Origin of the sequence: Staphylococcus sp. EG-SA-14 (genome assembly GCF_017151935.1) — a bacterium.
Classification (GTDB): Bacteria; Bacillota; Bacilli; order Staphylococcales; family Staphylococcaceae; genus Staphylococcus; species Staphylococcus aureus.
This window is the reverse complement of record NZ_JACVZM010000014.1, coordinates 40,383-66,426: the sequence shown is the minus strand read 5'-3', so window position 1 is coordinate 66,426 and position 26,044 is coordinate 40,383. Positions and strand designations below refer to the sequence as shown.

The 26,044-nt window shown below is 31.8% G+C and carries 30 protein-coding genes and 1 riboswitch; of the genes, 27 read left to right on the top strand and 3 right to left on the bottom strand.

Annotated elements, in window-relative coordinates; translation table 11 throughout:
* Positions 1 to 125: 125 nt before the first annotated feature.
* From comGA to gcvPB, 11 genes are all read left to right on the top strand, one after another.
* Positions 126 to 1,100: a competence type IV pilus ATPase ComGA gene (gene comGA / locus IDG63_RS09420; protein ID WP_000697220.1), complete on the top strand. Its 975-nt coding sequence runs from the start codon at positions 126 to 128 to the stop codon at positions 1,098 to 1,100.
* Positions 1,072 to 2,142, top strand: a complete 1,071-nt coding sequence (gene comGB / locus IDG63_RS09415; RefSeq protein ID WP_000776422.1) for a competence type IV pilus assembly protein ComGB — start codon at positions 1,072 to 1,074, stop codon at positions 2,140 to 2,142. Before comGA ends, comGB begins: the two co-directional genes overlap by 29 nt.
* Before the next feature lie 13 nt (positions 2,143 to 2,155).
* Entirely contained in the window at positions 2,156 to 2,467 is a 312-nt protein-coding gene (gene comGC, locus IDG63_RS09410) for a competence type IV pilus major pilin ComGC (RefSeq protein ID WP_000472256.1), read from the top strand.
* Entirely contained in the window at positions 2,445 to 2,891 is a 447-nt protein-coding gene (gene comGD, locus IDG63_RS09405; protein ID WP_001788899.1) for a competence type IV pilus minor pilin ComGD, read from the top strand. The genes comGC and comGD overlap by 23 nt, the downstream gene beginning before the upstream one ends.
* Positions 2,878 to 3,177, top strand: coding sequence for a hypothetical protein (locus IDG63_RS09400; protein WP_000844413.1), 300 nt, complete (start codon positions 2,878 to 2,880; stop codon positions 3,175 to 3,177). Before comGD ends, IDG63_RS09400 begins: the two co-directional genes overlap by 14 nt.
* Complete coding sequence (locus tag IDG63_RS09395) at positions 3,095 to 3,592, top strand: competence type IV pilus minor pilin ComGF (RefSeq protein WP_029642894.1); 498 nt, start codon at positions 3,095 to 3,097, stop codon at positions 3,590 to 3,592. Before IDG63_RS09400 ends, IDG63_RS09395 begins: the two co-directional genes overlap by 83 nt.
* A gap of 96 nt (positions 3,593 to 3,688) precedes the next feature.
* Positions 3,689 to 3,835 (top strand): hypothetical protein, encoded by a 147-nt coding sequence (locus tag IDG63_RS09390; RefSeq protein WP_001789879.1) that lies wholly within the window; start codon positions 3,689 to 3,691, stop codon positions 3,833 to 3,835.
* Positions 3,825 to 4,349 (top strand): shikimate kinase, encoded by a 525-nt coding sequence (locus IDG63_RS09385; RefSeq protein WP_001015123.1) that lies wholly within the window; start codon positions 3,825 to 3,827, stop codon positions 4,347 to 4,349. The genes IDG63_RS09390 and IDG63_RS09385 overlap by 11 nt, the downstream gene beginning before the upstream one ends.
* Positions 4,336 to 4,433, top strand: a riboswitch (glycine riboswitch). Its footprint overlaps the gene before it by 14 nt.
* Positions 4,434 to 4,507: 74 nt before the next feature.
* Positions 4,508 to 5,599 (top strand): glycine cleavage system aminomethyltransferase GcvT, encoded by a 1,092-nt coding sequence (gcvT, locus tag IDG63_RS09380; RefSeq protein ID WP_000093348.1) that lies wholly within the window; start codon positions 4,508 to 4,510, stop codon positions 5,597 to 5,599.
* 19 nt (positions 5,600 to 5,618) lie between these two features.
* Positions 5,619 to 6,965, top strand: coding sequence for an aminomethyl-transferring glycine dehydrogenase subunit GcvPA (gcvPA, locus tag IDG63_RS09375; protein WP_000019689.1), 1,347 nt, complete (start codon positions 5,619 to 5,621; stop codon positions 6,963 to 6,965).
* Positions 6,958 to 8,430, top strand: coding sequence for an aminomethyl-transferring glycine dehydrogenase subunit GcvPB (gene gcvPB, locus IDG63_RS09370; protein WP_000202189.1), 1,473 nt, complete (start codon positions 6,958 to 6,960; stop codon positions 8,428 to 8,430). Before gcvPA ends, gcvPB begins: the two co-directional genes overlap by 8 nt.
* Positions 8,431 to 8,794: 364 nt before the next feature.
* On the opposite strand, the gene IDG63_RS09365 is transcribed toward gcvPB, so the two are convergent.
* Complete coding sequence (locus IDG63_RS09365) at positions 8,795 to 9,181, bottom strand: rhodanese-like domain-containing protein (RefSeq protein WP_001276571.1); 387 nt, start codon at positions 9,179 to 9,181, stop codon at positions 8,795 to 8,797.
* A gap of 157 nt (positions 9,182 to 9,338) precedes the next feature.
* Between IDG63_RS09365 and IDG63_RS09360 the strand changes: the two genes are divergently transcribed.
* Positions 9,339 to 10,169, top strand: coding sequence for a lipoate--protein ligase family protein (locus tag IDG63_RS09360; RefSeq protein WP_000141113.1), 831 nt, complete (start codon positions 9,339 to 9,341; stop codon positions 10,167 to 10,169).
* A 63-nt stretch (positions 10,170 to 10,232) separates the two neighbouring features.
* On the opposite strand, the gene IDG63_RS09355 is transcribed toward IDG63_RS09360, so the two are convergent.
* Together IDG63_RS09355 and IDG63_RS09350 are read right to left on the bottom strand one after the other, a co-directional pair.
* Entirely contained in the window at positions 10,233 to 10,451 is a 219-nt protein-coding gene (locus IDG63_RS09355; RefSeq protein ID WP_001244301.1) for an SA1362 family protein, read from the bottom strand.
* A 13-nt stretch (positions 10,452 to 10,464) separates the two neighbouring features.
* Positions 10,465 to 11,046 (bottom strand): hypothetical protein, encoded by a 582-nt coding sequence (locus IDG63_RS09350; protein WP_000737686.1) that lies wholly within the window; start codon positions 11,044 to 11,046, stop codon positions 10,465 to 10,467.
* A 104-nt stretch (positions 11,047 to 11,150) separates the two neighbouring features.
* On the opposite strand from IDG63_RS09350, the gene IDG63_RS09345 reads away from it, so the two are divergent.
* The 15 genes from IDG63_RS09345 to IDG63_RS09275 all read left to right on the top strand — a co-directional run bounded on the left by IDG63_RS09345 (position 11,151) and on the right by IDG63_RS09275 (position 25,779).
* Positions 11,151 to 12,212: a M24 family metallopeptidase gene (locus IDG63_RS09345; RefSeq protein ID WP_000087107.1), complete on the top strand. Its 1,062-nt coding sequence runs from the start codon at positions 11,151 to 11,153 to the stop codon at positions 12,210 to 12,212.
* A 25-nt stretch (positions 12,213 to 12,237) separates the two neighbouring features.
* Positions 12,238 to 12,795, top strand: a complete 558-nt coding sequence (gene efp, locus IDG63_RS09340) for an elongation factor P (RefSeq protein ID WP_000626504.1) — start codon at positions 12,238 to 12,240, stop codon at positions 12,793 to 12,795.
* A 473-nt stretch (positions 12,796 to 13,268) separates the two neighbouring features.
* A complete protein-coding gene (accB, locus tag IDG63_RS09335) occupies positions 13,269 to 13,733 on the top strand; it encodes an acetyl-CoA carboxylase biotin carboxyl carrier protein (protein WP_001009520.1) in 465 nt (154 codons plus the stop codon).
* On the top strand, positions 13,733 to 15,088 hold the full coding sequence (accC, locus tag IDG63_RS09330) for an acetyl-CoA carboxylase biotin carboxylase subunit (protein WP_000756612.1): 1,356 nt from the start codon (positions 13,733 to 13,735) through the stop codon (positions 15,086 to 15,088). The genes accB and accC overlap by 1 nt, the downstream gene beginning before the upstream one ends.
* Before the next feature lie 14 nt (positions 15,089 to 15,102).
* On the top strand, positions 15,103 to 15,465 hold the full coding sequence (locus IDG63_RS09325; RefSeq protein ID WP_000241588.1) for an Asp23/Gls24 family envelope stress response protein: 363 nt from the start codon (positions 15,103 to 15,105) through the stop codon (positions 15,463 to 15,465).
* 59 nt (positions 15,466 to 15,524) lie between these two features.
* Positions 15,525 to 15,914, top strand: coding sequence for a transcription antitermination factor NusB (nusB, locus tag IDG63_RS09320; RefSeq protein ID WP_000087385.1), 390 nt, complete (start codon positions 15,525 to 15,527; stop codon positions 15,912 to 15,914).
* A 16-nt stretch (positions 15,915 to 15,930) separates the two neighbouring features.
* Entirely contained in the window at positions 15,931 to 17,268 is a 1,338-nt protein-coding gene (gene xseA, locus IDG63_RS09315; protein ID WP_001286928.1) for an exodeoxyribonuclease VII large subunit, read from the top strand.
* The gene (locus IDG63_RS09310; protein WP_000159865.1) at positions 17,261 to 17,491 is read left to right on the top strand and encodes an exodeoxyribonuclease VII small subunit; all 231 of its coding nucleotides are present in this window, start codon (positions 17,261 to 17,263) and stop codon (positions 17,489 to 17,491) included. The genes xseA and IDG63_RS09310 overlap by 8 nt, the downstream gene beginning before the upstream one ends.
* Entirely contained in the window at positions 17,469 to 18,350 is an 882-nt protein-coding gene (locus IDG63_RS09305) for a polyprenyl synthetase family protein (protein WP_000183371.1), read from the top strand. Before IDG63_RS09310 ends, IDG63_RS09305 begins: the two co-directional genes overlap by 23 nt.
* A 431-nt stretch (positions 18,351 to 18,781) precedes the next feature.
* Positions 18,782 to 19,234: a transcriptional regulator AhrC/ArgR gene (gene ahrC / locus IDG63_RS09300; RefSeq protein ID WP_001124985.1), complete on the top strand. Its 453-nt coding sequence runs from the start codon at positions 18,782 to 18,784 to the stop codon at positions 19,232 to 19,234.
* Between the two features lie 15 nt (positions 19,235 to 19,249).
* On the top strand, positions 19,250 to 20,929 hold the full coding sequence (recN, locus tag IDG63_RS09295; protein ID WP_000942211.1) for a DNA repair protein RecN: 1,680 nt from the start codon (positions 19,250 to 19,252) through the stop codon (positions 20,927 to 20,929).
* A gap of 150 nt (positions 20,930 to 21,079) precedes the next feature.
* Positions 21,080 to 22,501: a dihydrolipoyl dehydrogenase gene (gene lpdA / locus IDG63_RS09290; protein WP_001291533.1), complete on the top strand. Its 1,422-nt coding sequence runs from the start codon at positions 21,080 to 21,082 to the stop codon at positions 22,499 to 22,501.
* Between the two features lie 15 nt (positions 22,502 to 22,516).
* Positions 22,517 to 23,509, top strand: a complete 993-nt coding sequence (locus IDG63_RS09285) for a thiamine pyrophosphate-dependent dehydrogenase E1 component subunit alpha (RefSeq protein ID WP_000568351.1) — start codon at positions 22,517 to 22,519, stop codon at positions 23,507 to 23,509.
* Positions 23,509 to 24,492, top strand: coding sequence for an alpha-ketoacid dehydrogenase subunit beta (locus IDG63_RS09280; protein ID WP_086095944.1), 984 nt, complete (start codon positions 23,509 to 23,511; stop codon positions 24,490 to 24,492). Before IDG63_RS09285 ends, IDG63_RS09280 begins: the two co-directional genes overlap by 1 nt.
* 12 nt (positions 24,493 to 24,504) lie before the next feature.
* On the top strand, positions 24,505 to 25,779 hold the full coding sequence (locus tag IDG63_RS09275; RefSeq protein ID WP_000406848.1) for a dihydrolipoamide acetyltransferase family protein: 1,275 nt from the start codon (positions 24,505 to 24,507) through the stop codon (positions 25,777 to 25,779).
* Positions 25,780 to 26,044 lie beyond the last annotated feature (265 nt).

Genomic DNA, 26,044 nt, shown 5'->3' with positions numbered 1-26,044 from the left:
GGAAAATAGCAGCTCAACGAGCTGTACATTATAAAATACATATCAAAAAAGCTGATTTCTATCAAATAATTAATAGAAATCAGCTTTTTTACATTGCCTAAGAACTTAATGTCCCAAGCCCTTTTTTGAAGATTCTATTTCAAGAAATAATTAATAAAGCGATAGAAATGAAAGCGAGTGATGTACATTTTATTCCAGTTAAAAATGAAGTAAGTATTAAATTTAGAATTAATGATAACTTGGAGCAGTATGAACAAATTGGGAATAGCATTTATCAAAAGTTATTAGTTTATATGAAGTTTCAAGCTGGGCTTGATGTTTCTACACAGCAAGTCGCACAGAGCGGTCGATATAGTTACCATTTCAATAAAATATATTTTTTGAGAATATCAACTTTACCATTGTCACTTGGCCAAGAAAGTTGTGTTATCAGAATTGTACCTCAATTTTTTCAACAACAGAAATCAACTTATAAATTCAATGATTTTAAACACCTCATGAATAAGAAACAAGGATTACTATTGTTTAGTGGGCCAACTGGTTCAGGAAAGAGTACATTAATGTATCAAATGGTCTCATACGCGAATAAAGCCTTGAATTTAAATGTAATTTCTATAGAGGATCCTGTAGAGATGCAAATTCCTGGTATCGTCCAAATTAATGTGAATGATAAAGCTGGCATTAACTATGTAAATTCGTTTAAAGCTATTTTAAGATGTGATCCTGATGTTATTTTAATAGGTGAAATCAGAGATAAAGATGTTGCCAAGTGTGTTATACAGGCTAGTTTAAGTGGTCACCTTGTTCTGACTACATTGCATGCAACTGATTGTAAAGGTGCTATTTTAAGGCTATTAGAAATGGGCATTTCTGTACAAGAATTGATACAGGCAACTAACTTAATTATAAACCAACGACTTGTAACTACTATTAAGCAACAGCGACAATTAGTATGTGAAATTCTATCTCAGCAACAACTCCGATATTTCTTTTCCCATAATCATTCATTACCATCATCATTTAAGAACTTAGAAGATAAACTTGATGATATGACAAAAGCAGGTGTCATTTGTGAAACTACAATGGATAAATACATTTAAACTACATTCTAAGAAGCGACAATTAAGTAAGGCCCAACAAATCGACTTACTTTCAAATTTATGTAATTTGTTGAAATATGGTTTCACTCTGTATCAAAGTTTTCAATTTTTAAATCTTCAAATGACATATAAAAATAAGCAATTAGGTACCACCATTCTAAGTGAAATTTCAAATGGTGCACCATGCAATCAAATATTATCACTGATAGGTTATAGCGATACTATCGTCATGCAAGTATATTTGGCAGAAAGATTTGGCAATATTATAGACGTTCTAGAAGAAACCGTAAATTATATGAAAGTGAATAGAAAGTCAGAACAACGATTGTTAAAGACACTGCAATACCCCTTAATACTAGTTTCTATCTTTATTGCTATGATTATTATATTAAACCTCACAGTAATTCCACAGTTTCAACAATTATATACTTCTATGAATATTCAACTATCTTCTTTTCAAAAAACATTGTCTTTTTTCATTACCAGCTTACCTACTATAATTGTAGTAATGCTCATAATAGTATCTATGTTGGCTATTATTATGAAATTAATTTATAACAATTTAAATATGCTCAATAAGATAAACTTTGTGATGAAACTACCGCTAATATCAGGCTATTTCCAATTATTTAAAACTTATTTTGTAACTAATGAATTAGTGTTGTTTTATAAAAATGGTATTACACTTCAATCAATAGTAGACGTTTATATTAACCATAGTAGTGATCCATTTAGACAGTTTCTAGGTAAATACTTATTAACTTATTCAGAAATGGGATATGGTTTGCCTCAAATTTTAGAAAAACTAAAATGCTTTAAGCCTCAATTAATTAAGTTTGTGCTACAAGGTGAAAAGAGAGGGAAGCTAGAAGTAGAACTAAAGTTATATTCGCAAATATTAGTAAAACAAATAGAAGATAAAGCGATAAAACAGACTCAGTTTTTACAGCCTATTTTATTTTTGATTTTAGGTTTATTTATTGTCGCAATTTATTTAGTAATTATGTTACCAATGTTTCAAATGATGCAAAGTATAAAATAATGGAGGTTAATATATGTTTAAATTTCTTAAGAAAACTCAAGCGTTTACATTGATAGAGATGCTATTAGTGTTATTAATCATCAGTTTATTATTAATTTTAATCATTCCAAATATTGCTAAACAAACTGCTCACATACAATCAACAGGTTGTAATGCACAGGTAAAAATGGTTAATAGTCAAATTGAAGCGTATGCATTGAAACATAATAGAAATCCATCGTCTATTGAAGACTTAATTGCAGATGGTTTTATAAAAGAAGCACAAAAGACATGTAAATCAGGAGAGACAATAACAATTAGTAATGGAGAAGCAGTTGCAAATTAGAAAGCAGTCAGCATTTACTATGATTGAGATGCTTGTGGTAATGATGTTAATCAGTATATTTCTACTTTTGACAATGACATCTAAAGGATTAAGCAATCTTAGAGTAATAGATGATGAGGCAAATATCATTTCTTTTATTACTGAATTGAATTATATTAAGTCGCAAGCTATAGCAAATCAAGGATATATCAATGTTAGATTTTATGAAAACAGTGACACTATTAAAGTAATAGAGAATAATAAAATACGATTTCTAAAATTAAAAGTAGGCAAAATAATTAATGTTGCAAAAGTTGATATTATTGCCTTTGATAAAAAAGGGAATATCAATAAATTTGGTAGTATAACAATTGACAATAACAATTCAATTTATAGAATAATATTCCATATTGAAAAAGGAAGAATTCGTTATGAAAAGCTATAAGTGTAAAGGATCATTCTTAATAGATAGTATGGCTGGATTTTTGCTAATTGGATTGATTACATTACTATTGATACCAATGATGAATCAAATGCAAGCGAGTATAAACCATAAACTACAAACAATTGATGCTTCTAAAGTAATTTTGACGACTGTATCTAAAATTAATAAAGAAGAACTTAAGAAGGGGGTAACTATAGGGAAGTATGATATTAAGCAAAGTGACCAACAAATTTGTGCTATTTCAAAAAATACCACTTCTTATCAAAAGACATGTATACAGTATTAATGTCAAAGCTTTTTCGCTCATTGAAATGTTAGTAGCGATGATGGTTATAAGTATAACTTTACTAATTGTTCCAGACTTAATTAGACTTAGCAAAACTTTTCTAATTGAAAGTAGGGAATTAACAAATGTAGATTTCGAATTTTTCTCAAGAGATATTCTAGAGGATTTTAAAGGAGTAGATAGAAACGATATTGAAATTAGGCAACAGCGTATCATTTTACATAAAGGTGAAGAAATGATCGAATACAAATTAATAAATAATAAAATTATTAAAGTTGTAAATGACAGAGGAAATATAACAATGATTAATAATGTTACAGCATTTACTGCAAATATCTACTATAAATCCATTATTAAAATAACGATAACAGTTAAAGTCGGTACAAATGTGCAGACTAAAACTATTTATGTATAACTTACTAGTATTTAAATGAGTACTATTAAAAAGGATGTGAAATAATTTATTAATTTTGATTTATATAAAGAAAAAGGATATGTTACGCCGTTCTTATTGATGCTAACAGCAATTTATTTTTCCATTTTCACTTTTTATATCAGTCAATATAGTTTAAAATTAAAGACATTATATAATATAGAAACTGACTATAACTATAAGATTGTTTTGTTATTGAAAGAAGGGAAAACGCATGAATCATGATAAATCACCAATAATTTTAATTGGTTTCATGGGTACCGGTAAATCTACGATTGGTAAATACGTTGCAGATGAGCAAAATTTATCATTTATTGATATAGATTCATATATCGAAGAAAAGTATAAGTTAACAATACCAGAAATATTTAGTAAACATGGTGAACAATATTTCAGGAATTTAGAGTTCACATGTTTGCAAGAATGTATTAACACTGCAGATATAATTGCTACTGGTGGTGGTATTATTGAAAGTGAAGAGGCATTTAATTTTTTGAAAAATCAAAAAAACATTATTTGGTTAGATTGTAATATTGATATTATATATAGTCGAATCAATGATGACCCACATCGACCTAATGCAAATAATAAGACAATCACGCAGTTAAATGACTTGTATTGCTCACGGATTTTAAGATATAATGAAATCGCATTCAAGAAATTTGATAGTCATTTGCTATCAATTTCAGAAATATATTATGAATTGCTAAATTTAATAAAAGCGAGTGATCAGTATTAGAGAGAATAGAGTATTAAGACTCTATCGCCGAAGGTGCAAGTAATTTATTACGAAACTCTCAGGCAAAAGGATAATACTGTAACGCGTTCCTGAATTGGTGATTTATAAACAGGGTAGCGATTGCTATCCTGTTTTTATAATTTTAAGGGGGTATTTCAATGTCAAGTGATTTAAAACAAACACCTTTATATCAAAATTATGTTGATAGAGGTGCAAAAATTGTGGAATTCGGAGGATGGGCGATGCCTGTTCAATTTTCAAGTATTAAAGAGGAGCATAATGCTGTTCGATACGAAATTGGCCTGTTTGATGTTAGTCATATGGGTGAAATTGAAGTAACAGGTAAAGATGCTAGTCAGTTTGTGCAATATTTATTATCAAATGATACTGATAATTTAACTACTTCAAAAGCATTATATACTGCTTTATGTAATGAAGAAGGCGGTATTATTGATGATTTAGTAATATATAAATTAGCTGACGACAATTATTTATTAGTTGTTAATGCTGCTAATACTGAAAAAGATTTTAATTGGATTTTAAAACACAAAGAGAAATTTGATGTTGAAGTACAAAATGTATCAAACCAATATGGTCAATTAGCAATACAAGGACCAAAAGCTAGAGATTTAATTAATCAATTAGTTGATGAAGATGTAACTGAAATGAAAATGTTTGAATTTAAACAGGGTGTCAAATTATTTGGAGCAAACGTCATTTTATCTCAGTCAGGTTACACAGGTGAAGATGGGTTTGAAATTTATTGTAATATCGATGATACTGAAAAAATTTGGGATGGTTTATTAGAGTATAATGTTATGCCATGTGGGTTAGGCGCTCGTGATACATTAAGATTAGAGGCTGGATTGCCATTACATGGACAAGATTTAACTGAATCAATTACACCATATGAAGGTGGTATCGCTTTTGCAAGTAAACCATTAATTGATGCTGATTTTATTGGTAAATCTGTATTAAAAGATCAAAAAGAAAATGGTGCACCAAGAAGAACAGTGGGATTAGAATTACTTGAAAAAGGAATTGCAAGAACTGGTTATGAAGTTATGGATTTAGATGGAAATATTATTGGAGAAGTAACTTCAGGAACACAGTCTCCATCATCAGGAAAATCAATTGCACTTGCAATGATAAAAAGAGATGAGTTTGAAATGGATAGAGAGTTGCTTGTTCAAGTTCGTAAGCGTCAATTAAAAGCGAAAATTGTTAAGAAAAATCAAATTGATAAATAATTAAAAAGGGGTGTGCATTGTGAGTCATCGTTATATACCTTTAACTGAAAAAGACAAGCAAGAAATGTTACAAACAATTGGTGCAAAATCTATAGGAGAATTATTCGGTGATGTACCAAGTGACATTTTATTAAATAGAGATTTAAATATTGCTGAAGGCGAAGCGGAAACAACGTTACTTAGAAGATTAAATCGCATTGCAAGCAAGAATATCACTAAAGAAACGCATACATCATTTTTGGGTGCTGGTGTTTATGATCATTACGCGCCATCAGTTGTGGATGCTATGATTTCAAGATCAGAATTTTACACAGCATATACGCCATATCAACCGGAAATTTCTCAAGGTGAATTACAAGCCATTTTTGAGTTCCAAACTTTAATTTGTGAATTAACAGATATGGATGTAGCAAATTCTTCTATGTATGATGGGATGACTAGCTTTGCTGAAGCATGTATTTTAGCATTTAGTCAAACAAAGAAAAATAAAATTGTAGTCTCAAAAGGTTTGCATTATCAAGCATTACAAGTACTTCATACTTATGCTAAGACGCGTAAGGAATTCGAAGTAGTGGAAATCGATTTAGATGGCACTGTTACAGATTTGAAAAAATTAGAAGCAGCAGTGGATGATGAAACAGCAGCTGTTGCAGTACAATATCCAAACTTCTACGGTTCAATTGAAGATCTTGAAAAGATTCATAGCTTTATTGAAGAGAAAAAAGCATTATTTATCGTATATGCAAATCCATTAGCATTGGGATTACTTACACCTCCAGGTTCATTTGGTGCAGATATTGTTGTAGGTGATACTCAGCCATTCGGAATTCCTGCTCAATTCGGTGGGCCACATTGTGGATATTTTGCAACGACGAAAAAGTTAATGCGTAAAGTGCCAGGTAGATTAGTCGGTCAAACACAAGATGATGAAGGTAATCGTGGCTTTGTATTAACACTACAAGCACGTGAACAACATATTCGACGCGATAAAGCGACATCTAATATTTGTTCTAACCAAGCATTAAATGCCCTAGCGTCATCAATTGCAATGTCAGCACTTGGTAAACAAGGTATCTATGATATTGCAGTTCAAAATATAGAACATGCTAACTATGCTAAACAACAATTTATTAAAAAAGGTTTTGAAGTATTAGATGGTACATCTTTCAATGAGTTTGTAGTCAAATTTGACAAACCAATTCAACAAGTTAACGAGGAATTAGTGAAGTACAATATTATCGGTGGTTTTGATTTAGGTGTTGTTTCAGACGACTTTAAAAATCACATGTTAATAGCTGTAACTGAATTAAGAACAAAAGATGAAATCGATACATTTGTAGAAAAGGCTGGTGAGTTAAATGACTAGTAAATCAAGTCCATTAATTTTTGAAAGATCTCGTGAAGGCAGATATGCATATTCATTACCAAAAAGTGATATTAAAACAAATTCTGTTGAGTCATTGTTAGATGATAAATTTATTCGTAAAAACAAAGCGGAGTTTCCTGAAGTTGCTGAACTAGACTTAGTACGTCATTATACTGAACTTTCAAATAAAAATTTCGGTGTAGACAACGGATTTTATCCATTGGGTTCATGTACGATGAAGTATAACCCTAAAATTAATGAAAAGGTTGCTAGAATACCAGGATTTAGTGAATCACATCCATTACAAGATGAAGATCAAGTTCAAGGTTCATTAGAAATTATTTATAGTTTGCAAGAAGAATTAAAAGAAATTACTGGTATGGATGAGGTGACATTACAACCAGCTGCTGGCGCACATGGTGAATGGACTGCATTGATGATATTTAAAGCTTACCATGAGAATAATGGTGAAGGTCATCGTGATGAAGTCATTGTGCCAGATTCTGCGCATGGTACGAATCCAGCCTCAGCTTCATTTGCAGGATTTAAATCAGTTACTGTAAAATCAAACGAACGTGGCGAAGTTGATATTGATGACTTGAAACGTGTTGTAAATGAAAATACAGCAGCTATTATGTTAACTAATCCAAACACTTTAGGTATTTTCGAAAAAAATATTATGGAAATCCGTGAAATCGTCCATAATGCTGGTGGTCTATTATATTATGATGGTGCGAATTTAAACGCTATTATGGACAAAGTTCGCCCAGGAGATATGGGATTTGATGCTGTTCATTTAAACTTGCATAAAACATTTACTGGTCCACATGGTGGTGGCGGTCCTGGTTCAGGTCCAGTCGGTGTAGTAAAAGAACTAGCAAGTTACTTACCAAAGCCAATGGTTATTAAAGATGGCGACAAATTTAAATATGATAATGACATTAAAAATTCTATCGGACGTGTAAAACCATTTTATGGTAACTTTGGTATTTACTTAAGAGCTTATACGTATATTCGAACTATGGGAGCAACTGGACTTAAAGAGGTTTCTGAAGCAGCGGTTCTTAATGCGAATTATATTAAAGCACGTTTATCTAAACACTTTGAAATACCTTATAAACAATATTGTAAACACGAGTTTGTGTTAAGTGGTGTGCGTCAAAAAGAATTTGGTGTACGTACTTTAGACATGGCTAAGCGATTATTAGATTTCGGTGTACATCCACCAACAATATACTTCCCATTAAATGTTGAAGAAGGTATGATGATTGAACCGACTGAGACAGAGTCTAAAGAAACACTTGATTATTTTATCGATACATTAATTAGTATTGCTGAAGAAGCTAAAAATGATCCTGATAAAGTGCTAGAAGCACCACATACAACTGTGATTGATCGATTAGACGAAGCTACAGCTGCTCGTAAACCAATATTAAAGTTTGAAAATCTTAAACAGGAAAAATAAAGTATTAAACACATATTCCGAGAATTATTATTCTAACTTTGTATGAAGATTTAAGGATAATGGTTTCAAAATCAATTGAAAAAGACAATTTCTATTTAAACAAGAAAACTAAACCGAAGTAATAACTCTTAGGGTTTGGTATTATTCTTTCATAGAAATTGTCTTTTCATTTTTTAGATTGCGGTAATTGAATCGTATTGAAAATGAGCTGAACTTTCTTTATTATGCTGAAACTAAGTTTAATGATCAGTGAAGCTAGAGAAATATAGTAACAGACTTTGTTAAAAAATTAAAATCTGAGTATTGTTATTGATGATCAATTAACACTCAGATTTTATTAAATCGTATATTAAATTTACAAAAACTATTTTTTAGACTTTATTTTTCCAGTCCATTTTTTATAGCCGCCTTTTAACATATAGATATCTGTATATCCATTCTTTTTCAAAATACGAGCGGCTCTATAGCTAGCAATCCCATTGGCATCACATAAGTATACCGGTTGATCTTTTCTTAATCCTTGGAATCGTTGCCTGAACATTGTCATAGGAATATTGCGAGACCCATTAATGTGACCGTAGTCATAGTCAACTTTCTCTCTAACATCGATGACTTGAGCTTTTCTAATCCCATTATGGAATTCATTTTGATCTAATTCTTTAACAGCTCGCTTGTTAAGAATTTGTTGAACAATCATATAAGCAATAATTGCTATAACTAAAATTATTGCGATGTACAAACTAGCACTCATCTTGCATCCTCCCTAATTAAACGATAATATAATTATAAGACTGTTAGGTCAAATTATCAAAATATTTCACTAAAGAATTGCAATTATTATTCATTTAGTTAAATTGATTAATTAGCGAATCAAATATTATACATTTTGCTGATAGGAGTTCTTGAATATGACTGAAACTTGGAATTTTATTAATACAGGAAGTAAAGACCCATATTATAATATGGCAATGGATGAAGCGTTATTAAATTTTGTCTCTAGAGGTGAAATTGATCCAGTTATACGTTTTTACACATGGAATCCTGCAACATTATCAATAGGGTATTTCCAAAGGCTACAAAAAGAAATTGATATTGATAAGGTTAAAGAGAAAGGTTTTGGTCTCGTAAGGCGTCAAACTGGTGGCCGTGGGGTGCTACATGATAAAGAGTTAACTTACAGTGTGATTGTGCCTGAATCGCATCCGAATATGCCTTCTACAGTTACAGAAGCGTACAGAGTGATTTCACAAGGATTATTAGAAGGATTTAAAAACTTAGGATTTAATACTTATTTTGCGGTACCTAAAACGCCTGAAGAGCGTCAAAAATTAAAACAACCTCGAAGTTCAGTGTGTTTTGATGCACCAAGTTGGTATGAGCTAGTTGTTGAAGGCCGTAAGATTGCTGGGAGTGCTCAAACGAGACAAAAGGGCGTAATCCTCCAACACGGTTCGATTTTACAAGATATTGATATTGATGAACTGTTTGATATGTTTATTTATAAAAATGAAAGATTAAAATTAAAAATGAAAGAGGCATTCGTTGAAAAAGCAGTTGCCATCAATGATATTTCAGATAAACACATTACTATTAGTCAAATGGAAGAAGCTTTCGAGAAAGGTTTTAAGAAAGGTTTAAATATAGAATTAAAGCCACTTGAATTAACAGAAGCTCAATTGGCAGAAGTGGAAGAATTAACTGAAAAATATCGTTCAGATGAATGGATGTTTAGAAAGTAGTTTTTAGAATAAAAAATGGAAGCACGTAGACTATTTTACCTACAAGTGCTTCCATTTTTTTATCTATTTTCTTCTTTGATTTCTTTTATACTTACGCATCGCTTTGCGATATTTGCGTTGGTCTTCAGTTAAGATGAAGAAATAATAAATCAGATAAATAATACCAGCTATTACAGCAAAGCTGACTAACATTCTGACGATTGAAAAAATAAAGGCATCTAGATTCATTACTAATCCAATCGCAGCAATAATAAGTACAAGATAAAATATTATATTACGCATTAAAAGACTCCTATCATGATTTTGCATTTAAGTTTAATTTTGACAACGCTTGTTGTCCTTTTGTAAGTTGTTTTTTATCTTTATTTTGATAGCCATTTTTAATATCATCAAATGCATGATTCAAATCAGAGTTTAATTTATCGATATTTTTAGACGTTTTTTTATCATCATCACTAAGTGATAAACCATCGATAGCATCTTTGTATGAAGTGTGAGCACTTTGAATATCATTAGAAATTTGATTTAATTTCGATTGAACATTCTTATCGCCTTTGTTTTTACTTACATCTTTCTCAATATCGTTATAGGATTTCAAAGCTTTAGCAACTTTGTCGTAGTATGTTGATGTAACATTCATCAATTTAATTTTCGTATTATTAGATGCAGTTTTTTTACTGTTTTCTTTATCCTTTTCAAGCCCTTTAATTTTAGATTTAGAATCACTAATTTGTTGATTAAGTTCTTGAATATCTAGTTTGAGTTGATGATTATCTTCTCTTAAATCTGTTGTTTTTTCTTCTAATGGTGCTAAATTTTGTGATCCACATCCAGCTAACAATAATGTTGCGCCAACAATTGAAACCAATTTTTTCATTACTATCTCCCTAAAATCAATATCTATTATTTTTTATCCTTATTATGATATTATTTTAATGTATAAAGTTGAAATGCACAAACGTTTCACTAGGAGGTAATAAGATGAGCAGAATAACACAAGTGCATCGTATTTTAGAACAAAAACATTTAGATGCGATTATCATTCTTTCGGATTACAATAGAAGATATTTATCAGGTTTTACTGGTACCAGTGGAGCACTTATCATATCTAAAGATAAACAATATTTGATAACAGACTTTAGATATATTGATCAAGCAACTAAGCAGGCGCCAAATTATGAAATTATTAATCGTAAATCTACTATTATTGGTGAGATTAAAGAATTGCTACACCAAGAAAATTTTGAAAATGTAGGTTTTGAGGGGCATCATGTAAGTTATGATACATACCTTGAATTAAATAAAAGCCGTATATCATTAATAAGCATTTCTAATACTGTAGATAAAATTAGAGACGTCAAAGATGCTGACGAAATTGCTTTAATTCAAAAAGCAGCTAATATTGTTGATGAAACATATGAATATATTTTAACTGTTGTAAAAGCAGGCATGACTGAAAAAGAATTAAAGGCAATATTAGAAAGCAAAATGCTAGAATTAGGAGCAGATGGACCATCATTCGATACGATTGTAGCATCTGGTCATAGAGGTGCATTACCACATGGTGTTGCAAGTGATAAAATTATTGAAAAAGGCGACATGATTACATTAGATTTTGGCGCGTATTATAACGGCTATTGTTCAGATATTACTAGAACATTTGCTATTGGAGAACCAGATCCTAAACTGAAAGAAATATATCAAATAGTACTTGAATCTCAAATGAAAGCAATTAATGAGATTAGACCTGGCATGACTGGTGCAGAAGCTGATGCCATTTCAAGAAACTATTTAGAGTCAAAAGGGTATGGAAAAGAATTTGGACATTCACTAGGACATGGTATTGGTTTAGAAATCCATGAAGGGCCAATGCTGGCTCGTACGATACAAGATAAACTTCAAGTTAACAACTGTGTTACAGTAGAACCTGGTGTTTATATAGAAGGTTTGGGCGGTATAAGAATAGAAGATGATATTTTAATTACAGAAAATGGTTGTCAAGTCTTTACTAAATGCACAAAAGACCTTATAGTTTTAACATAAGCGTGTAAAATGAGGAGGAAACTGAATGATTTCGGTTAATGATTTTAAAACAGGTTTAACAATTTCTGTTGATAACGCTATTTGGAAAGTTATAGACTTCCAACATGTAAAGCCTGGTAAAGGTTCAGCATTCGTTCGTTCAAAATTACGTAATTTAAGAACTGGTGCAATTCAAGAGAAAACGTTTAGAGCTGGTGAAAAAGTTGAACCAGCAATGATTGAAAATCGTCGCATGCAATATTTATATGCTGACGGAGATAATCATGTATTTATGGATAATGAAAGCTTTGAACAAACAGAACTTTCAAGTGATTACTTAAAAGAAGAATTGAATTACTTAAAAGAAGGTATGGAAGTACAAATTCAAACATACGAAGGTGAAACTATCGGTGTTGAATTACCTAAAACTGTTGAATTAACAGTAACTGAAACAGAACCTGGTATTAAAGGTGATACTGCAACTGGTGCCACTAAATCGGCAACTGTTGAAACTGGTTATACATTAAATGTACCTTTATTTGTAAACGAAGGTGACGTTTTAATTATCAACACTGGTGATGGAAGCTACATTTCAAGAGGATAATCTCTAATTTGTTAACAAATAGCTTGTATTCACTATACTGATTTAACGTAAGATATTCTAAATAAGTCTCATAAAGCTATTGCCTAAAATGATTATAGGTTATATGCTGATATGAGGCTTTTTATTTTTAAAATAATTTTTAAAATATAAAACGAATCGTCTAATTGGTAGTGAAAAAACATAGACATAAGTAAAGGTATATATCTACATATCATATTGTTGAGGATAAAACATAATAGCTAATAAAAATAACATTGATATGTTTAACTGAATGCATAAAATTTTTAATCAAGAGTTAAGATGAGTCAATGTTAAGTAATAAATACACAAGTGTTTTTAATTTAAAATGTGTTTTTATTATAACTTTGGGATAGACTTATAATGTCGCCAGCAATATGAACATGCTTGAATTGAAGAGTTGTCTCAAGTAAAATAGACGGGTAGATGAAAACAAACTGAAGGAGTCAGTAATAATGAACTTTAAAGAAATCAAAGAATTAATTGAAATTCTGGATAAATCAACTTTAACGGAAATCAATATTGAAGATACTAAAGGCAAAGTGACGCTTAAGAAAGAAAAAGAAACTGAGATTATCACGCCACAAATCTCACAAATGCCAGTTGAAGCTGCGGCAATGCCTATGCCTCAAGTACAATCAACTGATAGCAATAAAACTGAAGCTCCAAAGCCAACTTCAGATAATCACAAAACAATTAATGCACCTATGGTAGGTACATTTTACAAATCGCCATCTCCAGATGAAGAAGCATATGTGCAAGTTGGGGACACTGTTTCAAATGAAACAACAGTGTGTATTTTAGAGGCAATGAAACTATTTAATGAAATTCAAGCAGAAATTTCAGGTGAAATTGTTGAAATCTTAGTAGAAGACGGACAAATGGTAGAGTATGGCCAACCGTTATTTAAGGTGAAATAATGAAAAAGGTTTTAATTGCAAACCGCGGTGAAATCGCAGTTAGGATTATTCGCGCTTGTCGTGATTTAGGCATCCAAACTGTTGCAATCTATTCTGAAGGGGATAAAGATGCGCTACATACTCAAATTGCTGATGAAGCATATTGCGTAGGTCCCACTTTGTCTAAAGATTCATATTTAAATATTCCGAACATCTTATCTATTGCAACTTCTACAGGTTGTGATGGCGTTCATCCGGGTTATGGCTTTTTAGCTGAAAATGCTGACTTTGCAGAATTATGCGAAGCATGCCAATTGAAGTTCATTGGACCAAGTTATCAATCTATCCAAAAAATGGGTATCAAAGATGTTGCTAAGGCAGAAATGATTAAAGCCAATGTTCCAGTTGTTCCTGGTAGTGACGGTTTAATGAAAGACGTTTCAGAAGCTAAGAAAATCGCCAAAAAAATTGGCTATCCGGTCATCATTAAAGCTACTGCTGGTGGTGGCGGAAAAGGTATCCGTGTTGCTCGTGATGAAAAAGAACTTGAAACTGGCTTCCGAATGACAGAACAAGAAGCTCAAACTGCATTTGGTAATGGTGGACTTTATATGGAGAAATTCATCGAAAACTTCCGCCATATTGAAATCCAAATTGTTGGGGACAGCTATGGTAATGTAATTCATTTAGGAGAACGTGATTGTACAATTCAAAGACGTATGCAGAAATTAGTGGAGGAAGCACCTTCCCCAATTTTAGATGATGAAACACGTCGTGAAATGGGAAATGCCGCAGTTCGTGCAGCGAAAGCTGTAAATTATGAAAATGCGGGAACAATTGAGTTTATATATGATTTAAATGATAATAAATTTTATTTTATGGAAATGAATACACGTATTCAAGTAGAACATCCTGTAACTGAAATGGTAACAGGAATTGATTTAGTTAAATTACAATTACAAGTTGCTATGGGTGACGTGTTACCGTATAAACAAGAAGATATTAAATTAACAGGACACGCAATTGAATTTAGAATTAATGCTGAAAATCCTTACAAGAACTTTATGCCATCACCAGGTAAAATTGAGCAATATCTTGCACCAGGTGGATATGGTGTTCGAATAGAGTCAGCATGTTATACTAATTATACGATACCGCCATATTATGATTCGATGGTAGCGAAATTAATCATACATGAACCGACACGAGATGAAGCGATTATGGCTGGCATTCGTGCACTAAGTGAATTTGTGGTTCTTGGTATTGATACAACTATTCCATTCCATATTAAATTATTGAATAACGATATATTTAGAAGCGGTAAATTTAATACAAACTTTTTAGAGCAAAATAGCATTATGAATGATGAAGGTTAATAGGAGGTCAATCCATGGTCAAAGTAACTGATTATTCAAATTCAAAATTAGGTAAAGTAGAAATAGCGCCAGAAGTGCTATCTGTTATTGCAAGTATAGCTACTTCGGAAGTCGAAGGCATCACTGGCCATTTTGCTGAATTAAAAGAAACAAATTTAGAAAAAGTTAGTCGTAAAAATTTAAGCCGTGATTTAAAAATCGAGAGTAAAGAAGATGGCATATATATAGATGTATATTGTGCATTAAAACATGGTGTTAATATTTCAAAAACTGCAAACAAAATTCAAACGTCAATTTTTAATTCAATTTCTAATATGACAGCGATAGAACCTAAGCAAATTAATATTCACATTACACAAATCGTTATTGAAAAGTAATGTCATACCTAATTCAGTAATTAAATAAAGAAAAATACAAACGTTTGAAGGAGTTAAAAATGAGTCGTAAAGAATCCCGAGTGCAAGCTTTTCAAACTTTATTTCAATTAGAAATGAAGGACAGTGATTTAACGATAAATGAAGCGATAAGTTTTATTAAAGACGATAATCCAGATTTAGACTTCGAATTTATTCATTGGCTAGTTTCTGGCGTTAAAGATCACGAACCTGTATTAGACGAGACAATTAGTCCTTATTTAAAAGATTGGACTATTGCACGTTTATTAAAAACGGATCGTATTATTTTAAGAATGGCAACATATGAAATATTACACAGTGATACACCTGCTAAAGTCGTAATGAATGAAGCAGTTGAATTAACAAAACAATTCAGTGATGATGATCATTATAAATTTATAAATGGTGTATTGAGTAATATAAAAAAATAAAATTGAGTGATGTTATATGTCAGATTATTTAAGTGTTTCAGCTTTAACGAAATATATTAAATATAAATTTGATCAAGATCCACATCTCCAATCTGTATTGATTAAAGGTGAGCTTTCAAATTTCAAAAAGCATTCAAGTGGTCATTTATATTTTAATGTGAAAGATAAAGAAAGCGTTATAAGTGCCATGATGTTCAAAGGTAGTGCTTCTAAATTAAACTTCGAACCTAAAGAAGGAGATGAAGTCTTATTAGAAGCACGTGTTTCTGTTTTTGAACGTCGTGGAAACTATCAAATTTATGTAAATAAAATGCAATTAGATGGTATAGGGAACTTATATCAAAAATTAGAAGCATTAAAGAAAAAATTAACTGAAGAAGGTTGTTTTGATAAAGCGAATAAGAAATCAATACCTAAGTTTCCTAAAAAAATTGCAGTTTTAACAGCGAGTACAGGTGCCGCAATTCGAGATATCCATTCAACGATAAATAGTCGTTTTCCATTAGCTGAACAAATACAAATTAGTACTTTGGTTCAAGGTGAAAAAGCAAAGGACGACATTATTGAAAAAATTGAATATGCAGATAGTTTAGGTGTAGATACCATTATTGTAGGTCGAGGCGGTGGATCCATAGAAGATTTATGGAATTTTAACGAAGAAGCTGTCGTCCGTGCAATATATAATTGTAAGACACCGATTATATCAGCAGTAGGTCATGAAACAGACTTTACATTAAGTGATTTTGCTGCAGACATCAGAGCTGCGACTCCAACTCAAGCTGCTGTTATTGCAACACCAGACCAATATGAATTGCTGCAACAAATACAGCAATATCAGTTTACATTGACTCGTTTCATCAAGAAACATTTAGAACAACAACGTAAACATGTTGAACATTTGTCATCGTATTACAAGTTTAAACAACCAACTTTATTGTATGATCAACAGATACAACGTCGAGATGATTTAGAAAAGAGACTGAAACAACAAATTCAGGCAACTTTTGAACAACAGAGACATCGATTAATGCTGTTGCAACAACGTTATAATTTAAAAGCATTACTAAGTAGTGTTAATCAAGAACAACAAAATAATCTTCAATTGACAAACCAACTTGTTAAATTATTGAATTCTAAGATATTAAGTTATAAAAATGATTTGAAAAATAAAGTAGAAAACTTAAACAATTTAAGTCCAACTAATACAATGTTGCGTGGATATGCAATTGTTAATAAAAAAGACGAAGTCATTACGAGTACTAAAGATTTAACAGAAAATGATCAATTGACGTTAACAATGAAAGATGGCTTAGTAGATGCAAAAGTTACGAAAGTAAGGTGTAATAATGACTAAAGAAACGCAAAGTTTTGAAGAAATGATGCAAGAATTAGAGCAAATTGTTCAAAAATTAGATAATGAAACAGTATCTTTAGAGGAATCATTAGATTTATATCAACGTGGTATGAAACTATCAGCAGCTTGTGACACAACTTTAAAAAATGCCGAAAAAAAGGTGAATGACTTAATAAAAGAAGAAGCTGAGGATGTAAAAAATGACGAATCTACCGATGAATAAATTAATAGATGAAGTCAATAATGAATTATCGGTTGCGATAAATAAATCAGTAATGGATACTCAGCTAGAAGAAAGTATGTTGTATTCATTAAATGCTGGAGGTAAACGCATCCGACCAGTTCTGTTATTACTCACTTTAGATTCACTAAATACCGAGTATGAGTTAGGTATGAAGAGCGCAATTGCACTAGAAATGATTCATACATATTCACTTATTCATGATGACCTACCAGCGATGGATAATGATGATTATCGACGAGGAAAATTAACAAATCATAAAGTATATGGTGATTGGACTGCGATATTAGCAGGTGATGCTTTATTAACTAAAGCATTTGAACTTATTTCAAGTGATGATAGATTAACTGATGAAGTAAAAATAAAAGTTCTACAACGGCTGTCAATAGCAAGTGGTCATGTTGGAATGGTCGGCGGTCAAATGTTAGATATGCAAAGCGAAGGCCAACCAATTGATCTTGAAACTTTGGAAATGATACACAAAACAAAAACAGGAGCATTATTAACTTTTGCGGTTATGAGTGCAGCAGATATCGCTAATGTCGATGATGCAACTAAAGAACATTTAGAAAGTTATAGTTATCATTTAGGTATGATGTTCCAGATTAAAGATGATTTATTAGACTGCTATGGTGATGAAGCAAAGTTAGGTAAAAAAGTGGGCAGCGATCTTGAAAATAATAAAAGTACGTACGTGAGTTTATTAGGGAAAGATGGCGCAGAAGATAAATTGACTTATCATAGAGACGCAGCAGTGGATGAACTAACGCAAATTGATGAACAATTCAATACAAAACACTTATTAGAAATCGTTGATTTATTTTATAGCAGGGATCACTAAAAGCAAATATATCGATTAGCAACAATTGTAAAGTTTGAAATGTCTCAAAAGGCATATTCAACTGACGTTGTTTGTTAATCGATTTTTCTCATGTTGAAACTTAAAATTATGTTGAAGACTTTCATTTAAAAAATAGAATTTTCAATTTCTATACGACAATATTCGTATCTGTGATATCAATGTGATTTTAATTAAATATGTTCAAACAATTGACGCTTATTAAATCTAATAATTAGCAAGTTTATTACACATATATTCATTTTTATACATATTTTAAGCAATTGTTATGCGTAATATGAAAAATATTTATAAATAGATAACCAAGATAGATAAACCATGTTTACCCTTTTTACGTAAAGGTGTTTAGTAGTCGTAAATCAGTGCATGTGTTAAAATAAATGTATAAATATTCGTAATCAGAGGTGTTTACTGTGCCCAAAAAATCGGTTAGGCATATAAAAATTAGAGAAATTATTTCAAATGAACAGATAGAGACACAAGATGAATTAGTTAAACGATTAAACGATTATGATTTAAATGTCACTCAAGCAACTGTTTCTCGTGATATTAAAGAACTACAACTTATTAAAGTACCTATACCTTCAGGTCAATATGTTTATAGTTTACCAAATGATAGAAAATTCCATCCTTTAGAAAAATTGGGACGTTATTTAATGGATTCCTTTGTTAATATAGATGGTACTGATAATTTACTTGTTCTAAAAACATTACCTGGTAATGCACAATCTATTGGAGCTATATTAGACCAAATCAATTGGGAAGAAGTACTAGGCACAATTTGTGGTGATGATACTTGTTTAATTATTTGTCGAAGCAAAGAGGCAAGTGATGAAATCAAGTCAAGAATTTTCAATTTGTTATAAGGATGCGATGAGTTTATGTTACAAACCTTATCAATCAAGCAATTTGCTATTATTGAAGAGTTAGAAATTCAATTTTCTGATGGTTTAACTGTTTTAAGTGGTGAAACGGGTTCAGGTAAGTCAATTATTATAGATGCAATTGGACAATTAATTGGAATGAGAGCTTCATCTGATTTTGTAAGACATGGTGAAAAAAAGGCTGTCATCGAAGGTATATTTGATATTGACGAGAGTAAAGATGCTATACATATATTGAAAAATATGGATATTGATGTAGATGAAGATTTTTTATTAGTTAAACGGGAAATTTTCAGCTCTGGTAAAAGTCTTTGTAAAATTAATAATCAAACAGTTACTTTACAAGATTTACGAAAAGTTATGCAAGAATTATTAGATATTCATGGCCAACATGAAACGCAGTCTTTGTTGAAACAAAAATACCATTTAACATTATTGGATAATTACGCAGAATCACGTTATCAAGATTTGTTGGATAAATATCATCAAACTTTTCAAAATTATAAAGCCAAAAAGCAAGAGTTAGAAGATTTAGAATCAGCAGACCAAGCATTGCTGCAGCGTTTAGATTTAATGAAATTCCAATTAGAAGAATTGTCTGAAGCACATCTAAAAGAAGGCGAAATAGAGCAACTTGAAATAGATATTAAACGCATTCAAAACTCTGAAAAATTAAGCTTAGCGCTTAATAACGCACATATGACATTAACGGATGAAAATGCTATCACTGATCGTTTGTATGAACTAAGCAACCATTTGTTAACAATAAACGATATAGTTCCAAACAAATATGACAAATTAAAAGAAGATATTGATCAATTTTACTACATTTTAGAAGATGCAAAACATGAGTTATATGATGAAATGGCTAATACAGAATTCGACGAACAAGTGTTAAACGAGTATGAATCTCGTATGAATTTGCTGAATAATTTAAAACGTAAATATGGAAAAGATATTTCAGAATTAATCGCATATCAAGAAAAGCTTAATAATGAAATCAATAAAATTGAAAACTATGAACAAAGTACATCGCAGTTACGAGAAGAAATAAATGCATTGTATAATCAAGTTATAGAGGTTGGACAAGCGTTATCAAAGCAGCGTCGTATAGTCGCTAGGGAGTTAAGAGACCACATTGTATCGGAAATTCAAAACTTACAAATGAAAGACGCAAATCTTGAGATTTCATTTAAAAAATTAGAAGAACCGAATATTGATGGAATCGAATTTGTAGAATTTTTAATCAGTCCAAATAAAGGGGAACCATTAAAAAGTTTAAATAAAATTGCGTCAGGTGGAGAACTTTCTAGAATTATGTTAGCGTTAAAAAGTATTTTTGTTAAATCGAGAGGTCAAACTGCAATTTTATTCGATGAGGTTGACTCAGGTGTATCTGGACAAGCTGCACAAAAAATGGCAGAGAAAATGCGAGATATAGCTGAATATATACAAGTTATTTGTATCTCTCACTTACCACAAGTTGCATCGATGAGCGACCATCATTTATTAATTTCGAAATCATCAAAAGATGATCGTACAACAACACAAGTTCAAGAGTTAATTAGCGATGATAAAGTAGATGAAATTGCACGAATGATTTCAGGTGCAAGTGTTACTGATTTAACTCGAGAAAATGCAAGAGAAATGATACAACACAATCAAAGACGTAGATAATTTCCAAAGTGTGTTGAATACTCATTTATGGATTTATTTATGTGCATTCAAACTAAATAGACAATCATGTAAAATAGGTAATTAATGGACATGAAAACTATGTATTAATAAATTTTCAATGGATATATATCATTAGTTAGGAGTAAGAACATGTCAGAGAAACAATATGATTTAGTCGTTCTCGGTGGAGGTACTGCAGGATATGTTGCTGCGATACGTGCGTCTCAATTAGGTAAAAAAGTGGCAATAGTAGAACGACAACTATTAGGAGGTACTTGTCTCCATAAAGGTTGTATTCCTACTAAATCGCTGCTTAAATCTGCTGAAGTATTTCAAACAGTAAAACAGGCAGCAATGTTTGGCGTTGATGTCAAAGATGCTAATGTTAATTTTGAAAATATGTTGGCACGAAAAGAAGACATTATTAATCAAATGTATCAAGGTGTAAAGCATTTAATGCAACACAATCACATTGACATTTATAATGGCACGGGACGTATTCTAGGTACATCTATATTTTCACCTCAAAGTGGCACAATTTCTGTCGAATATGAAGATGGTGAATCAGACTTATTACCAAACCAATTTGTATTAATTGCAACTGGTTCTTCGCCTGCAGAGTTGCCATTCTTATCATTTGATCATGATAAAATTTTATCTAGCGATGATATATTATCATTAAAGACGTTACCATCAAGTATTGGTATTATTGGTGGTGGTGTTATCGGAATGGAATTTGCATCATTGATGATAGATTTAGGTGTTGACGTAACAGTTATAGAAGCAGGTGAAAGAATTTTACCAACTGAAAGTAAACAAGCTTCACAACTATTAAAAAAATCATTGTCAGCACGTGGTGTTAAATTCTATGAGGGAATAAAACTTTCTGAAAATGATATAAATGTTAACGAAGATGGTGTTACGTTTGAAATTTCCTCAGACATAATTAAAGTAGATAAAGTGTTGCTATCGATTGGTAGAAAACCTAACACATCAGATATAGGTTTAAACAACACTAAAATAAAACTTTCAACATCAGGACATATTTTAACGAACGAATTTCAACAAACTGAAGATAAACATATTTATGCAGCTGGTGATTGTATTGGAAAATTACAATTGGCACATGTTGGATCAAAAGAAGGTGTTGTGGCTGTCGATCATATGTTTGAAGGGAACCCAATCCCAGTAAACTATAACATGATGCCTAAGTGTATTTATTCACAACCTGAAATTGCTTCTATCGGTTTAAACATTGAGCAGGCAAAGGCAGAGGGAATGAAAGTTAAAAGTTTTAAAGTACCATTTAAAGCAATTGGTAAAGCAGTGATTGATAGCCATGACGCAAACGAAGGGTATAGCGAAATGGTGATTGATCAATCAACTGAAGAAATTGTGGGTATTAATATGATTGGTCCACATGTAACAGAATTGATTAATGAGGCATCACTGTTACAGTTCATGAATGGCTCGGCATTAGAATTAGGACTAACAACACACGCACATCCTTCCATCTCTGAAGTGTTGATGGAATTAGGATTGAAAGCAGAAAGTAGAGCTATTCACGTATAAATAGGAGGATTTAACATGATTGATTATAAATCATTAGGCCTTAGCGAAGAAGACCTAAAAGTAATATATAAATGGATGGATTTAGGTAGAAAAATAGATGAAAGACTGTGGTTATTGAACCGTGCAGGTAAAATTCCATTTGTTGTAAGTGGTCAAGGACAAGAAGCAACTCAGATTGGGATGGCATACGCATTAGAAGAAGGTGATATTACAGCGCCTTATTATAGAGATCTAGCTTTCGTTACTTATATGGGTATCTCAGCGTATGATACGTTTTTATCAGCGTTTGGAAAGAAAGACGATGTTAACTCTGGTGGAAAACAAATGCCATCACACTTTAGTAGTAGAGCTAAGAATATTTTGTCTCAAAGTTCACCGGTAGCAACTCAAATACCCCATGCTGTTGGTGCTGCTTTAGCTTTAAAAATGGATGGTAAGAAGAAAATTGCAACAGCAACTGTTGGTGAAGGTAGCTCAAACCAAGGTGACTTCCATGAAGGTTTAAACTTCGCGGGTGTACACAAACTTCCTTTTGTATGTGTCATTATAAATAATAAATATGCAATTTCAGTACCTGATTCATTACAATACGCAGCTGAAAAATTATCGGATAGAGCACTTGGTTACGGTATACATGGTGAACAAGTAGATGGTAATGATCCATTAGCAATGTATAAAGCGATGAAAGAAGCAAGAGATCGAGCTATTTCTGGTCAAGGTTCAACTTTGATTGAAGCAGTAACAAGTCGTATGACAGCTCATTCATCAGATGATGACGACCAATATCGTACGAAAGAAGAGCGTGAAGCGCTTAAAAAAGCAGACTGCAATGAAAAGTTCAAAAAAGAGTTGCTTTCAGCTGGCATTATCGATGATGCTTGGTTGGCAGAAATAGAAGCGGAGCATAAAGACATCATCAATAAAGCGACAAAGGCTGCTGAAGACGCGCCATATCCAAGTGTCGAAGAAGCCTATGCATTTGTGTACGAAGAAGGGAGTCTTAACTAATGGCTAAATTATCTTATTTAGAGGCGATACGCCAGGCACAAGACTTAGCATTACAACAAAATAAAGATGTGTTTATTCTTGGTGAAGATGTTGGTAAAAAAGGTGGCGTATTTGGTACTACTCAAGGACTACAACAACAATATGGTGAAGACAGAGTTATCGATACGCCATTAGCTGAGTCAAATATTGTTGGAACTGCCATTGGTGCAGCTATGGTAGGTAAAAGACCAATTGCAGAAATTCAATTTGCAGATTTTATTTTACCTGCGACAAATCAAATTATTAGTGAAGCTGCGAAAATGCGTTATCGTTCAAATAATGATTGGCAATGCCCATTAACGATTCGTGCACCATTTGGTGGCGGTGTTCACGGAGGACTATATCATTCACAAAGTATTGAAAGTATATTTGCTTCATCACCAGGTTTAACAATTGTTATTCCTTCCACACCGTATGATGCTAAAGGGCTTTTATTATCATCTATCGAATCAAATGATCCAGTATTGTACTTTGAGCATAAAAAAGCTTATCGTTTCTTAAAGGAAGAAGTGCCAGAAGAATATTACACTGTACCTTTAGGAAAAGCAGATGTTAAACGTGAAGGTGAAGATTTAACAGTATTTTGTTATGGATTAATGGTCAATTATTGTTTACAAGCAGCGGATATTTTAGCTGCAGACGGTATCAACGTTGAAGTCGTTGATTTACGAACTGTTTATCCATTAGATAAAGAAACAATTATTGATCGTGCTAAACATACAGGTAAAGTTTTACTTGTAACTGAAGATAATTTAGAAGGTAGTATTATGTCAGAAGTGTCAGCGATTATTGCAGAGCATTGCTTGTTCGATTTAGATGCACCAATCATGCGTTTAGCTGCTCCAGATATACCATCTATGCCATTTTCTCCTGTATTAGAAAATGAAATTATGATGAATCCAGAAAAAATCTTAAATAAAATGCGTGAATTAACAGAATTCTAGGGAGGGAAAGTCATGGAAATAACAATGCCTAAGTTAGGTGAGAGTGTTCATGAAGGTACCATTGAACAATGGTTAGTTTCTGTTGGTGATCATATTGATGAATATGAACCATTATGTGAAGTTATAACAGATAAAGTGACAGCTGAAGTCCCTTCCACGATATCAGGAACAATTACAGAAATTTTAGTTGAAGCGGGGCAGACAGTAGCTATTGATACAATTATCTGTAAAATTGAAACTGCTGATGAAAAGACAAATGAAACAACTGAAGAGATACAAGCAAAAGTGGATGAGCATACTCAGAAATCTACTAAAAAAGCTAGTGCAACAGTAGAACAGACATCTACTGCTAAACAAAATCAACCTCGTAATAATGGTCGCTTTTCACCTGTTGTATTTAAACTCGCTTCAGAGCATGACATTGATTTATCACAAGTTGTAGGTAGTGGATTTGAAGGTCGTGTAACTAAGAAGGATATAATGTCAGTTATTGAAAATGGTGGTACCACAGTTCAATCTGACAAACAAGTTCAAACAAAATCAACATCAGTAGATACATCAAGTAACCAATCATCTGAAGACAATAGTGAAAACAGCACAATACCAGTAAATGGTGTGCGTAAAGCAATTGCGCAAAATATGGTTAATAGTGTAACAGAGATTCCACATGCATGGATGATGATTGAAGTAGATGCTACAAATCTTGTGAATACGAGAAATCATTATAAAAACAGCTTTAAAAATAAAGAAGGATATAATCTAACTTTCTTTGCTTTCTTTGTAAAAGCTGTAGCAGATGCTTTAAAAGCATATCCTTTATTAAATAGTAGCTGGCAAGGAAATGAAATTGTCTTACATAAAGACATTAATATTTCAATTGCTGTTGCTGATGAAAATAAATTATACGTACCTGTGATTAAGCATGCAGACGAAAAGTCAATCAAAGGTATAGCTAGAGAAATTAATACTTTAGCAACGAAAGCGCGTAATAAGCAATTGACAGCTGAAGATATGCAGGGCGGTACATTTACGGTAAATAATACTGGTACATTTGGTTCAGTATCATCAATGGGTATTATAAATCATCCTCAAGCAGCGATTTTACAAGTAGAATCAATCGTTAAAAAGCCAGTAGTAATTAATGATATGATTGCAATTCGTAACATGGTTAATTTATGTATTTCAATTGATCATCGTATTTTAGATGGTTTACAAACAGGTAAATTTATGAATCATATTAAACAGCGTATCGAACAGTATACTTTAGAAAATACAAATATATATTAGTGATAACATAGATGCATCTATCGACAACTTGTTTTATCTTGTTTTTGTCGATGGATGTATTATTTTTTGGCAATAAAATATGTGCAATAAATTCAAAAAAAGATAAAGAACAATAATCAACATGGTTGAATGCATTTTTGCAGTAAAGTCAAAATAATACATCATACTTGAAACATATTAATGAAAACAGGTGAACAAATTAGTTTCCATGATATTAAGCACAATAATGTTTGGTATATTGTTAAAATTGTGTCTAAATATTGGT